Origin of the sequence: Thiohalospira halophila DSM 15071, from assembly GCF_900112605.1 — a bacterium.
Classification (GTDB): Bacteria; Pseudomonadota; Gammaproteobacteria; order Thiohalospirales; family Thiohalospiraceae; genus Thiohalospira; species Thiohalospira halophila.
In genome coordinates this window covers 665,955-679,539 of the sequence record NZ_FOMJ01000001.1, presented here as the reverse complement: position 1 = coordinate 679,539, position 13,585 = coordinate 665,955, and the positions used below count along the sequence as shown (strand labels likewise).

Sequence of the window (13,585 nt, the reverse complement as noted above, 5' to 3'; positions counted from 1 at the left end):
GAGGCGTCATGGAAGCCGACCGTCTGAAGCAGCGCCTGGTAGGGGCGGCCGTCCTGGTGGCCCTCGCCGTGATCTTCGTCCCCATGCTCCTCTCGGGCCCCGATCCGCTGGACCAGCTGGTCATGGAGGACAACATCCCCGAGCGGCCGGCGGATCGCAGCCGGCGCGAGGTCATCGACCTGGATGAGGAGCCCCCGCCGCGGCCGGAGACGCCGGAGACCCCGGCCATCGTCGACGAATACACGGCAGAGAGCGATGCCATGCCGCCGCCCCGGCTGGGGGCGAAGGTCCCCGCGCCGGCGGAGGGCGACGGCGGGGAGGAGACGACCCCGACCGAGGAGCAGGGTTCCGGGGCCGATCCCGATGCCCCCCCCGGCGAGGCGAACGCCGGGTCGGGGGATGCCGGTGAAGGCATGCGCGCCTGGTCGGTCCAGGTGGGGAGCTTCCGGGATCGCGGCAATGCCATGACCCTGCGCGATCGCCTGCGCGGCCAGGACTTCGCCGCCTACGTCGAGCGTTATCGCAGTGGCGAGGACGAGGTCTACCGCGTGCGCGTGGGCCCGGAGCCGGACCGCGCCGCGGCCCGGACGCTGCAGGAGGCACTGCGCCAGGAGGGCGGGGTGCGCGGCATGGTGGTCCGCCACGGTCTGGATCAGGGCTAATGGCGTACTTTGCGGGGAGAGCCCGCCGGGGCAGGGTCAGCGGGTGGTGCGAGTTCCGGGTGCCAGGTCGTCGGCAGCAGGGATGCTGCCGTCGAGCCGACAGGGACGTCTTCACGGCGTACCTGGCACCCGGGACTCGCTCCGCCCACCCCCGAAGAGCCCCCAATCTTGAAGGAGCCGACCTCGCCGCGTGAACCGGAAGTGACCACCGTGTTACCATGCCGCTTTGAATTCTTCGGGGCTGCGGAACCCGCGCCATGATCTGGGCCGATTACGCCATTCTGCTGGTCGTCGCCGTCTCTGCGTTCATCAGCGTCGCCCGCGGCTTCGTCCGCGAGTCGATCTCCCTGGCCGCCTGGGTGCTCGCCTTCTGGATCGCGCTCTCCTTCGCCGAACCGCTGGCGAGCTGGCTTACCGCCTACATCTCCCTGCCCTCGGCGCGGCTCTCCGTGGCCTTCCTCATCCTCTTCATTACCACCCTCATCCTGGGGGGGCTGGTGAACAATCTCATGGGGCAGCTGGTCCAGCGTACCGGGCTCACCGGGACCGACCGCGCCGTGGGCATCCTTTTCGGTGTCGGCCGCGGCGTGGTGCTGGCCGCCGTGCTGCTGTTCCTGGCGGGGCTGACGCCCCTGCCCGAGGATGCCTGGTGGGGCGAGTCGCTCTTCATCGACCACATGGAACCGGTCCTCCACTGGATGCGCGACTGGCTGCCGCCGGATCTGGCGGACCATTTCCGCTTCCCCTGACGAACTTCCCCTTCGACCACTGAGGTAAGCAACCGACCATGTGTGGCGTAATCGGTATCGTGGGCCAGGCGCCGGTGAATCAGGCGCTCTTCGACGGCCTCACCGTCCTCCAGCATCGCGGTCAGGATGCCGCCGGCATCGTCACCTGCGATGGTGACCGGCTCTTCCTGCGCAAGGATAACGGGCTGGTGCGGGATGTCTTCCACACCCGGCACATGGTGCGGCTCACCGGCACCATGGGGATCGGCCACGTGCGCTATCCCACGGCGGGCAATGCCTCGTCGGCCGAGGCGCAGCCCTTCTACGTCAACAGCCCGTACGGCATCACCCTGGCGCACAACGGCAACCTTACCAACATGGAGTCCCTCAAGGAGGAGCTCTTCCTGGAGGACCAGCGCCACATCAATACCGACTCCGATTCCGAGGTCCTGCTCAACGTCTTCGCCCACGAGCTCCAGGCGCGCGGCAAGCTAGCGCTGGAGCCGGAGGATGTCTTCGACGCCATCGGAGCCGTCCATCGGCGCTGCTCCGGCGCCTACGCGGCGGTTTCCATGATCACCGGTTTCGGCGTGATCGCCTTCCGCGACCCCAACGGGATCCGGCCGCTGGTCTTCGGCCGGCGAACCACCGAGGACGGGGGCGAGGAGTACATCGTCGCCTCGGAGTCGGTGGCGGTGGATGTCCTCGGCTTCGAGATGGTGCGCGATGTCGCCCCGGGCGAAGCGGTGGTCATCACCACCGACGGCCAGCTGCACACCCGCCAGTGCGCCGAGAACCCGCAGCTCTCCCCCTGCATCTTCGAGCAGGTCTACTTTGCCCGGCCGGACTCCATGATCGACGGCGTCTCGGTCTACAAGTCGCGCCTGCGCATGGGGGAGAAGCTGGCGGCGAAGATCGCCCGGGAACACCCGGATCACGATATCGACGTGGTCATTCCCATCCCCGATACCAGCCGGACCTCGGCCCTGGAGCTCTGCAACCACCTGGGGCTGACCTACCGCGAGGGCTTCATCAAGAACCGCTACATCGGCCGGACCTTCATCATGCCGGGGCAGACCCAGCGCAAGAAGTCGGTGCGGCAGAAGCTCAACGCCATCGAACTGGAGTTCCGCGGCAAGAACGTCCTCCTGGTGGACGACTCCATCGTCCGCGGGACCACCTCCCAGCAGATCGTGCAGATGGCCCGGGACAGTGGGGCGCGCAATGTGTACTTCGCCTCCGCCGCGCCGCCGGTGCGCTACCCCAACGTCTACGGCATCGACATGCCGGCGGTCACGGAACTCATCGGCCATGATCGTGATGAGGAAGCCATTGGCGAGGCCATCGGCGCCGACTGGCTGGTGTATCAGGATCTGGCCGACCTGGAGGAGTCCGCCCGCGAGGGTAATCCCGACATCCACCGCTTCGACGCCTCCTGCTTCTGCGGTGATTATGTCACCGGGGACATCACCCCGGAGTACCTCACCGAGCTGGAGGCGGCACGCAACGATGAGGCGCGCTCCGGCAAGGAGTCGCTGAACCACAACGCCATCGTCGATCTGCACAACGACGCCTGAACCGGGCGGCATCCGTGTAGGGGCAGTCCGGGAGCGAGATGGGCAGAACGGGATGGAGTCCGGACACGGTGCGCGGGAGTTGCTAGTATTGTGGCCAAATGGATCATGACTGGGCCGTCCTGCCGCGCAGGGCGAGTCGGCGATTCCGACGAGGGATGGACTCCAGGGAGGGGGACAGTGCCGCAGGAACCGTAAAAACCCGAGGTGAGCAGTGACGAACGATCCCAAAGGTCCACCACTGGGCCCGGAGACCCTCGCGGTCCGCGCCGGCCAGCACCGGACGGCCGAGGCGGAGCAGTCCGAACCCATCTTTGCTACCTCCAGCTTCGTCTACGAGAGCGCCGCCCAGGCGGCGGCCCGCTTCTCCGGCGAGGAGCCGGGGAACATCTACTCCCGCTTCACCAATCCCACGGTCCGCACCTTCCAGGAGCGCCTGGCCGCCATGGAGGGGGGCGAGCGCTGCGTGGCCACCGCCTCGGGGATGTCGGCCATCCTCGCCACGGGGCTGGGCCTGCTCAGCCAGGGCGACCATATCGTGGCCGGTCGCCAGCTCTTCGGCTCCACGGTGGGGCTGTTCGCCAACCACTTCAGCCGCTTCGGCATCACCACCACCTTCGTGGACGCCACTGACCCGGACGCCTGGGCGGCGGCGACCACCCCGGCGACCAAGCTCTTCTTCCTGGAGACGCCCTCCAATCCGCTGCTGGAGATCGCGGATATCGCCGCCATCGCCGAGGTGGCCCACGCCCACGGGGCCTGGCTGGCCGTGGACAACTGCCTCTGCACCCCGGCGCTGCAGCGCCCGCTGGAGCTGGGGGCGGATATCGTGATCCACTCGGCGACCAAGTACATCGACGGCCAGGGGCGGGCCCTGGGCGGCGCCGTGGTGGGGAGCGAGGCGGAGATGGGGGCGGTCTACAATTTCCTGCGCTCCGCCGGCCCCACCATGAGCCCCTTCAACGCCTGGATCTTCCTCAAGGGGCTGGAGACCCTGAGCCTGCGCATGCGCGCCCACAGTGCCGCGGCCGGCGAGCTGGCGGCGTGGCTCGAGGGACAGCCGGGGATCGCCCGGGTCCACTATCCGGGGCTCGCCGCCCATCCGGGGCATGACCTCGCCGCCCGGCAGCAGAGCGCCCCCGGGGGCCTGCTGGCCTTCGAGCTGGAAGGGGGGCGGGCCGCCGCCTGGGCCTTCATCGATGCCCTGGAGATCGCCTCCATCACGGCCAACCTGGGGGATGCCAAGACCACGGTGACCCATCCCGCGACCACCACCCATAGCCGGATGACCCCGGAGCAGCGGGAGGAGGCCGGGATCACTGAAGGGCTGGTCCGCATCGCCGTGGGGCTGGAGACGGTAGCCGACCTGCGCGCCGATCTCCAGCGCGGCCTCGAAGCGGCGACGGGAGTCGCCCCTTGAAGCAGCTCCTGCTCTCCCTGCTCCTGGCGGCCCTCCTCGTTCCGGGGGTGGTTGCCGCGCAGGAAGAGGGGGCCGCTGCGCCGGTAACCATCGGCGTACTGGCCAAGCGTGGCCCGGAGGCGGCCCGTGAACTCTGGCAGCCCACCGTCGACTACCTGGATAACCGCTTTCCCGACCGCGCCGTCCACCTGGAGCCGCTGGGTTTCGATGATCTCTGGGACGTGGTCGAGCGGGGGCAGGTGGACTTCGTCATCACCAATCCCTACCTCTACGTGGAGTTCGAGCAGCGTTTCGGGGCCACGCGGCTTCTGACCGTGGAGCACGACTGGGGCGAGACTCGCCTCGCCCGCTTCGGCGGCGTCCTCTTTACCCGGGAGGAGACCGATATCCGCGAGCTGGAGGACCTGCGAGGTGCCCGGGTGATGGCGGTGGACCGCAAATCCCTGGGCGGCTGGCTCATGGTCCGCCGCCTGCTGGAGGAACACGGCATCCAACCCCGGGACTTCGCGAACCTGGACTGGACCGGCAACCACGACGCCGTGGTCGACGCGGTCCTGGAGGGCGGGGCCGAAGTCGGCGTCGTTCGCAGTGACACCCTCGAACGGATGGCGACCGAGGGGGCCGTGGAGCTGGAGCGGCTGCGCATCCTACGGCCGCCGGAATACCAGCCGGTTCCCGGTTTCCCCCTCATCCACAGTACCCGCCTCTATCCGGAATGGCCCCTGGCGCGCCTCCCCGGGACCGATGAGGGGCTCGCCCGGGATGTCACGCTGAGCCTGCTGGCCATGGAGCCGGAGGGCTGGACGACCTGGGCGGGCCGTGCGCCCTCCTGGGCGGTACCGGTGGATTACCAGCCCGTCCGCGAGCTCATGCAGGAACTCCGGATGGGTCCCTGGAAGCCGGTGCCCGTCGCCCTCTGGGACCTCCTGCAGCGCCACTGGAAGGTCGTCTCCGCCCTGGCCGCGCTCTTCCTCTTCATGACCGTGGCCGCCATCTACTTCCAGCACCTCCACCGCCGGCTGGGGCAGAACCACGAGGCGCTGCAGCATGCCCACGATACGCTGGAGGCGCGGGTGGCGGAGCGGACGCGCGATCTCTCCGAGGAGGTGGAGCGCCACCGGGAGACCGCCGACCAGCTCCGGCTCTCCGAGGAGGTCATCGAGAACCTCCGCGAGGGCCTGATCATCACCCGCCCGGACGGGACCATCATCCGGACCAACCATGCCTTCACGGAGATCACCGGTTACGGTCCCGAGGAGGCGGTGGGCAACAACCCCTCCATGCTCCAGTCGGGGCAGCAGAGCCGCTCCTTCTACCAGTCCATGTGGGCGACCATCCAGGCCGAGGGGCGCTGGCAGGGCGAGGTCTGGAACCGGCGCAAGGACGGAACCGTCTACCCCGAATGGCTCTCCATCTCCAATATCCGGGACGAGGCGGGGGAGGTGCGCTACTACGTCGGCATCTTCTTCGACATCACCGATCGCAAGGAGGCCGAGGAGCGGCTGCGCTATCTCTCGTACTACGACGGCCTCACCGGCCTGGCCAATCGGGAGCTGTTCCACGAGCACAGCAACCACGCCCTGGAGGTGGCCGAGCGGGAGAACGAGCAGGTTGCCCTGATGTTCATCGACCTGGACCGCTTCAAGGGCATCAACGAGGGGCTGGGCCACGCCCTGGGGGATGCCCTGCTCCAGGAGGCGGCCCGGCGCATGGGGGAGGAGCTGGCCCCCGGGGACACCCTGGCGCGCCTCTCCGGGGACGAGTTCGCCGTCCTGCTGGAGGGCGTGGAGGACACCGACGACGTGGCGGCGGCGGCCAGCCGGGTGCTGCGCCCCCTGGAGCACCCCTTCCAGCTCGGGGACCAGGAGATCTACGCCACCGGCTCCCTGGGGATTGCCGTCTACCCGTACGACGGTCGGGACCTGACCACGCTCCTGCGCAACGCCGAATCGGCGATGTACCAGGCGAAGAACGAGGGGGGGAACGGCTTCCGCTTCTACGCCTCGGAGATGAACGAGATGGCGGCCGAGCGCATCGCCCTGGAGGCGGAGCTGCGCCGCTCGGTGGACAAGGGGGAGGGCTTCTCGCTCCACTATCAGCCCAAGGTGATCGCCGCCGATGGTCGCATTGTCGGCAACGAGGCGCTGTTGCGCTGGCAGGGCGATGACGGGCGAACCGTCTCGCCGGCGCAGTTCGTGCCGGTGCTGGAGGAGACCGGCCTCATCGGCGTGGTGGGCGAGCAGATCCTCGCCGAGGCCTGCCGCCAGACCCGACTCTGGCGTGACGAGGGGCACCGGGATCTCACGGTCGCCGTGAACCTGGCGGCCCCCCAGTTCCGGCATGCCAACGTGGTTCAGGAGATCGAACGTGTCCTGGACCGCAGTGGCCTGCCGCCCGGTGGGCTGGAGCTGGAGATCACCGAGAGCATGCTGATGACCGACATCTTCCGGGTCCGCCAGACCCTGCACGCCCTCCAGGAACTGGGCGTCTCGGTGGCCCTGGACGACTTCGGGACCGGCTACTCCTCACTGGCCTATCTGCGCGACTTCCCCATCAACACGCTCAAGATCGACCGCTCCTTCGTCCAGGACCTGGAGCGGGGTGGCGGCGCCGTGACGCGGACCATCCTCAGCCTTGCGGACAACCTCGACGTCCAGTCGGTCGCCGAGGGCGTGGAGACGGAAGAGCAGCTCGACTACATGCGCCGCTACGGCTGCGATCTCATCCAGGGCTTCCTCTTCGCGCGCCCGGCCGATGCCGGGAACATCAGTGAACTCCTCCAGCGGCCCCGCCTGGAGCCCATCAGCAACGGTACCCATCCCTGACCGGGCAGCTCCCGGACGGGGCAGCCGGGCCCGCCCTAGGGCAGTTCCACCCGCGCCAGTAGCGGCTGGTGATCCGAGGCGCGGCGCGCCAGGGGGGAGTCGTGGCGCCAGAGCGCCCGCAGGGCCGCGCGCGGCTCCACCCAGATCCGGTCCAGGGCCAGCAGGGGCCAGCGGGCCGGGAAGGTCGCCGGTGTGGGCGTGGCGCCGAAGTGGCGCCGGAGCCAGCGCAGGGGCCGGCCCCACAGGAACCACTCGTTGAGATCCCCCAGGAGCAGCGTCGGTGACGGCCCGGTGGCGGCCAGCCGCGTCAGCAGCGCGCGGGTCTGGCGGCGCCGCTCGCCGGGGCGCAGGCCCAGGTGGGTGGCCAGGACGCGCACCGGCCGGCCGTGGCAGAGCAGGTCGGCATCCACCGCCCCGCGTGGTTCCCGGCCCGGCTGACTGAGGTCCACCAGGGCGTGGCGGACCAGTCGCGCCGAGGTCAGCAGGGCATTGCCGTAGCCCGGCCGCCGACGCCAGCCAGTGGGGCCGGCTATCGGTGTCAGGCCGGTGGCGGCGGCCACCTCTCCCAGCAGGACGCCGTCCACCTCCTGGAGGGCAATGACCTCCGCCGCCAGTTCGTCGATCACCGCGGCGGTCCGGGCCGGGTCGTGCCGGCCATCGCCGCCGAGGGCGCCATGGATGTTCCAGGAGGCAATCCGGACCTCCATCACCCCTTCCCGACGCGGTGGTGCAGGGTCAGGCGCAGCCCGGCCACGGCGGCCATGACGCCGGCGAGGAGGCCCAGCGAGACGACTCCCGGTTCCAGCAGCGCCGTGCGCAGGCTATCGGTGACCAGGACCGTGGCAGCGATACCGGGCACGGTGCCCAGGGCCGTGCCGACGAGGTAGGCGGGGCGGCTGATCCCGCCGGCCCCGGCCGCCGGATTGACCAGGGCGAAGGGGGCCGTGGGGACCAGGCGCAGGGCGGCCACGGTGGCCGCGCCGTGGCGGCCCAGGCGGCGGGCGATGGCGGTCACCCGGTGGCCCAGGAGTCGATGGATCCGGCGCCGTCCCAGGCGTCGACCCCCCTCGAACCCCGCCGCCGCGGCCACCTGGGTAATCAGCCAGGCGATTCCGCCGCCGGCCAGGGGGCCGGCGGCGACCACCAGGATCGCGGTGACCGCCCAGATCGGCAGTCCCACCAGGCCGGCCGCCGCCAGTCCCAGCGTGAGGATGGCCAGTTCATCCGCTCCCGGTGCCGGGTTCAGCGCCGCGGCAAGCCAGGGGCGCTCTCCCCCCAGGAGGTAGGCGGCGAGGACCATCAGGACCACGGCCAGGGTGGCCTGCAGTCGGCGGTCGAGGTGGCGCAGGAGCCGGCTCGGCGCCAGCGGAGCGACATTACTGGCCAGCTGGGCCGGATCCAGGGGGCCGTCGGGATCGATGAGTTCGGCATCCGGGTCCAGGGTGTCCCGGGCTCCCGGGAAGGGCAGCGGGCGCAGGCAGCGTTCGCCGGTGTTCAGCGCCTCCAGGGCCGGCAGGGTTCCGCCCTGCTCCCGTTCGGCGGCGGCCACCGTGTCCACGGTGGTCCCCAGGTGCTCGGCCAGCAGTCGATGGCGCAGGCCGGCGACGGCGGCGCTGGTCTCCTCATCCCGGCCCGGAAGGGCGAGATCGCACTCGGAATCCAGCCCCAGGGAGCGGTTGGAGGTATTGGCCGAGCCGATGCGCGCCAGCCGGTCATCGATGATGGTGATCTTGGCATGGACGCTGATGGGCGTGTTCGCCAGCCCGGGGGCGTCGGGATAGAGGACCCGCAGGCGGCCGTGGTGGTCGGCGGCGGCCAGGGCCTCCAGCTGCCGGTCGCGCAGGACGTCCATGGTGTGCTGCTCCAGCCAGCCGCCGGTACGCAGGGGCAGGACCAGGATCACCGTGGGGCCGTCCGGTTCGGCCAGCCGCTTGGCCAGGGCGCGGGTGATGGCGGTGGAGGTGAAGTACTGGTTCTCGATGTAGATGGTCGCCCGGGCGGCGGCGATGGAGTCGCGGTAGAGGGCGGCCACCTCGCGCACGGGCCGGCGTTGCCCCCAGGCCGGGAGGGTGCGGGCGATGGCCACCCGGGCCGGCCCGGTGGTCGGTGGTATCGACTCCGGCCAGGCGAGGGTGGAAGGCTCCCGCTGCGGGGTCCGGGGTACCTCGCCGGTGGCGTCCAGCCAGCGCTGTCGGGCCATCTCGCCCAGCCGCGCCGCCGCCTCGCCGGCCACGACCATGGCGGCGTCGTGGAAGGGGGGATAGGGATGGCCGTGGGGGTCCCGGCGACGGGGGTCGTCGGCGCGGTGCTCGGGGGTGTCCCAGCGCCAGTGGGAGAGGTCGAAGCCGCCGGCCATGGCGACCCGGTCGTCCGCGACGACCACCTTCTGGTGCTGGGAGCCGCCCAGGGGGTGGGCATCGTCCAGGCGGAAGTGGAGCCGGGGGTGGCGGCGCCAGCGCCAGCGGTAGTAGGGCAGCCACTCCCGCTCGAAGGCGTAGATGAGGGCGAAGTCCCAGCTCAGCAGGTAGATGTGCAGCCCCGGCCGTCGCTGGAGCACGGCATCCAGAAAGGGGCCCAGCGCGGTCGGCAGGCCATCGGCCGCCGGCCCCCCGCGGATGAGCTCCAGGCGGCTGTCCACGTCCCAGCCCAGGATGTAGAGGGTCTGTTCCGCGGCCAGCGCCGTTTCGCGGACGGCGCGGTAATAGGCGGCCCCGTCGATGGCCCAGCCGCAGCGGTCCACGTCGGCCTCCAGCCAGACGTTTTCCCCGGGATGGATGAGGCGGTCGGCGGCTTCCACGGTGCCCTCCGGATGGTCGTCGGGATTGACCCGGCGGCCCGCTGGTCCACCATGGGGCCGGGACCACTGCAGCATAACAGGGGCGAGAGTGACACAGATCCTGCAGACGCTCCTCGGACTGCTGGTGCTGGCGGCGACCCTGGCCGCGGCCCGCCATGCCCTCTTCTTCAAGCGCCAGCCGCGATCGGCCCAGGCGTGGCTGCTCTTCATCCTGCTTCTACCCCCCATCGGGGCGCTGTTCTACTACCTTCTGGGGGTCAACCGGGTACGTACCCGTGCTCGTCGACTCAAGGGGGCTGAACCGGTGGAGGCGGTATCACAACCGCCACCGGCGGACCTGCGGTACGGGCAACTGGAGTGTCTGGGCCGGGCGCTCTCGGGGCAGCCCCTGGTGTCGGGAAACCGGGTGACGGTCCTCCACGACGGCGAGGCCGCCTTCCCGGCCATGCTCGCCGCCATCGAAGAGGCGCGGGAGACCATCTGGCTCTCCAGCTACATCTTCGACCCCGACCGGGTGGGGGAGGCCTTCGTGGAGGCGCTGGCGCGGGCCGTGGACCGCGGTGTCCGGGTTCGGGTGCTGGTGGACGGGGTGGGCGAGCTCTACGCGCTGCCGCGCAGGGTTACGCCGCGGCTGCGGGCGGCCGGTGTCCCGGCGGCTCGCTTCCTGCCGCCCCGCTGGTTGCCGCCGGTCTCCTGGATGAATCTGCGCAACCACCGCAAGGTCCTCACCGTGGACGACCGCGTGGCCTTTACCGGGGGCATGAATATCTCGGTCCGCCACTGTACCGGCGATGCGGCACGCCATCGGGCGACGGATGTCCATTTCCGCCTGGAGGGTCCGGTGGCCGCCCAGCTGGCCGAGGTGGTGGCCGAGGACTGGCAGTTCGTCACCGGCGAGGAGTCGCCGCCACCGGAACCGTCCGAGCCGGTGGGGGAGGCGGACTGCCGGGTGCTGGTGGACGGCCCCAACGAGGACCTGGATCGGCTCAAGCTCCTGCTGGTGGGGGCGGTGGCCACCGCCAAGCGCCGGGTGGCCATCATGACCCCCTACTTCCTGCCGCCGCGGGAGCTCATCGCCGCCCTCCAGGCGGCGGCCCTGCGCGGCCTGGAGGTGGACCTGCTGCTGCCGGCGCAGAACAATCTTCCCTACGTCCACTGGGCCACGCGCAACATGCTCTGGGAGGTCCTGCAGTGGGGTGTCCGGGTCCACTACCAGCCGCCGCCCTTCGCCCACGGCAAGCTCTTCCTGGTGGACGGGGAGTACGCCGTCGTCGGCTCCGCCAACCTGGATCCCCGCAGCCTGCGGCTGAACTTCGAGCTGGTGGTGGAGACCTGGGATCGGGAGACCGTCTCCGGGCTCCAGGCGCACTTCGACGGCCTCCTGGCACAGAGTCGGTCCGTGGACCTGGCGGAAGTCGATGGCCGCCCGTGGTACGAGCGGCTGCGGGACGCCTCCGCCTGGGTCTTCTCCCCCTATCTCTGAGGCCCCTGCCGTGACCCCGGATGCCGAACTCGTCTCCCTCTTCCGCACTGCCCTGATGGCGGTGGGAGGCCGCGCCGCGACGGCGGCGGAGCTGACCACCCGGGCGCTACCGACGGGGCCCCCACGGCTCATCGCCATCGGCAAGGCGGCCCCGGTGATGTTGAGCGGGGCCCTGGACCACCTCTATCACGCGGGCATCCCGCCGGTGGACTGCCTCACCATTACCGCCCATGGTCACGCCCCGGAGGGCCTTCCGGGCCGGGTCATCGGGGCCGGCCACCCGCTCCCCGACGAGGGCAGTCTCGAGGCCGGCCGGGCCGTACTGGAGGCCCTCGCCGCCGATGAGGCCGAGCCCTGGTTCCTCCTCAGCGGCGGCGGCTCGGCCCTGTTCGAGGTGCCGGCCCCGGGACTCGCCCTGAGCGACCTTCGGCGGGCCAATGACTGGCTGCTGGGATCGGGGGTGGACATCGTCGCCATGAACCGCGTCCGGCGGGGGCTCTCGGCCGTGAAGGGGGGCCGACTGGCCCGTTACCTGCGGGGGCGGCCGGCGCGGCAACTGCTCATCAGCGACGTCCCCGAGGCGGAGCCGGCGGCCATCGCCTCGGGGCCGCTCTATCCGGAACCGGCCGGCGGTCCGTGGCCGCCGGGGCTGCCGGAATGGCTACAGCACGCCCTGGGGCGGGCACCGCCGGCCCCGCAGGCGGACGATCCCCTCTTCGCCGGGCTGCGCTCCCGGGTGATCGCCGACAACCGGCGGGCCCGGGAGGCGTTAGCCGCGGCGGCCCGCCGTCGGGGCTGGCCGGTGACCGTCGCCGGCGGGCTGGCCGGTGAGGCGGGAGAGGTGGGGGCGCGGCTGGGCCGCTGGCTGCGGGACGAGGCGCCACCGGGGCTCCACATCCTGGGCGGCGAGACCACCGTGACCCTGCCGGAGAACCCCGGTCGCGGCGGCCGGAACAGCCATCTCGCCCTGGCGGCGGCCCGGGAGCTGGACGGCATCTCCGATGTCGCCCTGCTGGCGGCGGGGACCGACGGTCGGGACGGCAACTCCGTCGCCGCCGGCGCCCGGATCGATGGCGCCACCGCGGCGGCCCTGCGCCGGGCCGGTTACGCGCCGGGCGAGGTGCTGGCCGCTGCGGACAGTGGCACCGCCTTCGCCGCCATCGGCCGGGCGGTGGTGACCGGCCCCACGGGGACCAACGTCGCCGATCTGGTTCTGGCGCGGAAGGGGTCCCTGACGGCGGGGCCGGGAAGGGGGTAGGATACCCCTATGAGATCCCTGCACGCCGCCGCGCGCGACTGTCTCCTGGAGCCGGACGTGGACGCCAAGCTCGATGCCACCCGGCAAACAGCGGCGGCCTGGCGCTGTGGTGACCTGGTCGCCGGTGACGGACCAGAGCCGGAACGGGTTTCCGAGCCCGGCCGGCCGGGGCAGCCGCGGCTGGTTCCGCCGCGGGAGCTGCCCCGGCGCGGGCCGCAGTCCATCCAGGGCCGCGCGGCGCTGCTGCATGCCGTCTGCCATATCGAGTTCAACGCCATCAATCTCGCCTGGGATGCGGTCTACCGCTTCCGCGGCCTGCCCACTGGCTACTACGACGACTGGGTGCGCATCGCCGCGGAGGAGACCCGCCACTTCGCCCTGCTGCGCCGCCACCTGGTTTCACTGGGCCATGACTACGGTGATTTCGACGCCCACGACGGCCTCTGGGAGCTGGCGGTGCGCACCGACCACGACCCGCTGGTGCGCATGGCCCTGGTCCCCCGGGTGATGGAGGCGCGCGGCCTGGACGTGACCCCTGGCATGCGTGATCGACTGTCGTCGGTGGGGGATTCCACCGCCGCCGCCATCCTGGAGACCATCCTCGCCGACGAGGTAGGCCACGTGGAGGCGGGTTCGCGCTGGTTCCGCCATCTCTGTGGCCAGCGTGGCGAGGAGCCCGAGGCGACCTATCACGGCCTGGTGGCCGAGTATCTGCGCGGCCCGGTGAAGCCGCCGCTGAATCGCCCGGCCCGGCTCGCCGGCGGCTTCACCGAGGCGGAGCTGGACTACCTGGAGGCGCACGCCTGACTGCCCGCCCATTCATGCCCACGAGATCCGG

Annotated in this window: 10 protein-coding genes; 8 read left to right on the top strand and 2 right to left on the bottom strand. The window is 71.1% G+C overall.

Annotated features, from left to right (window positions below; genetic code table 11):
• Nucleotides 1-8 precede the first annotated feature (8 nt).
• The 5 genes from BM272_RS03290 (at nucleotide 9) to BM272_RS03270 (ending at nucleotide 7,209) form a co-directional block, all read left to right on the top strand.
• Entirely contained in the window at nucleotides 9-662 is a 654-nt protein-coding gene (locus BM272_RS03290) for an SPOR domain-containing protein (RefSeq protein WP_093427294.1), read from the top strand.
• Nucleotides 663-919: 257 nt separating this feature from the next.
• On the top strand, nucleotides 920-1,411 hold the full coding sequence (locus tag BM272_RS03285) for a CvpA family protein (RefSeq protein WP_093427293.1): 492 nt from the start codon (nucleotides 920-922) through the stop codon (nucleotides 1,409-1,411).
• Between the two features lie 38 nt (nucleotides 1,412-1,449).
• Complete coding sequence (gene purF / locus BM272_RS03280) at nucleotides 1,450-2,967, top strand: amidophosphoribosyltransferase (protein WP_093427292.1); 1,518 nt, start codon at nucleotides 1,450-1,452, stop codon at nucleotides 2,965-2,967.
• A gap of 211 nt (nucleotides 2,968-3,178) precedes the next feature.
• Complete coding sequence (locus BM272_RS03275) at nucleotides 3,179-4,384, top strand: O-succinylhomoserine sulfhydrylase (protein WP_093427291.1); 1,206 nt, start codon at nucleotides 3,179-3,181, stop codon at nucleotides 4,382-4,384.
• A complete protein-coding gene (locus tag BM272_RS03270) occupies nucleotides 4,381-7,209 on the top strand; it encodes an EAL domain-containing protein (protein ID WP_093427290.1) in 2,829 nt (942 codons plus the stop codon). Before BM272_RS03275 ends, BM272_RS03270 begins: the two co-directional genes overlap by 4 nt.
• 35 nt (nucleotides 7,210-7,244) lie before the next feature.
• Here BM272_RS03270 and BM272_RS03265 read toward each other — a convergent pair whose 3' ends face one another.
• Together BM272_RS03265 and BM272_RS03260 are read right to left on the bottom strand one after the other, a co-directional pair.
• Nucleotides 7,245-7,916: an endonuclease/exonuclease/phosphatase family protein gene (locus BM272_RS03265; protein WP_093427289.1), complete on the bottom strand. Its 672-nt coding sequence runs from the start codon at nucleotides 7,914-7,916 to the stop codon at nucleotides 7,245-7,247.
• Nucleotides 7,916-10,006, bottom strand: coding sequence for a VTT domain-containing protein (locus tag BM272_RS03260; protein ID WP_159433009.1), 2,091 nt, complete (start codon nucleotides 10,004-10,006; stop codon nucleotides 7,916-7,918). The genes BM272_RS03265 and BM272_RS03260 overlap by 1 nt, the downstream gene beginning before the upstream one ends.
• 88 nt (nucleotides 10,007-10,094) lie before the next feature.
• Here BM272_RS03260 and BM272_RS03255 point away from each other — a divergent pair, with 88 nt between their 5' ends.
• Genes BM272_RS03255 through BM272_RS03245 form a run of 3 tightly spaced genes read left to right on the top strand, consistent with a single transcriptional unit; the run spans nucleotide 10,095 to nucleotide 13,554 of the window.
• Nucleotides 10,095-11,489, top strand: coding sequence for a phospholipase D-like domain-containing protein (locus BM272_RS03255; RefSeq protein ID WP_240307988.1), 1,395 nt, complete (start codon nucleotides 10,095-10,097; stop codon nucleotides 11,487-11,489).
• Nucleotides 11,490-11,499: 10 nt separating this feature from the next.
• Nucleotides 11,500-12,747, top strand: a complete 1,248-nt coding sequence (locus tag BM272_RS03250; protein ID WP_240307987.1) for a glycerate kinase type-2 family protein — start codon at nucleotides 11,500-11,502, stop codon at nucleotides 12,745-12,747.
• Between the two features lie 9 nt (nucleotides 12,748-12,756).
• A complete protein-coding gene (locus BM272_RS03245) occupies nucleotides 12,757-13,554 on the top strand; it encodes a ferritin-like domain-containing protein (protein ID WP_093427286.1) in 798 nt (265 codons plus the stop codon).
• The last annotated feature ends 31 nt before the right edge of the window (nucleotides 13,555-13,585 follow it).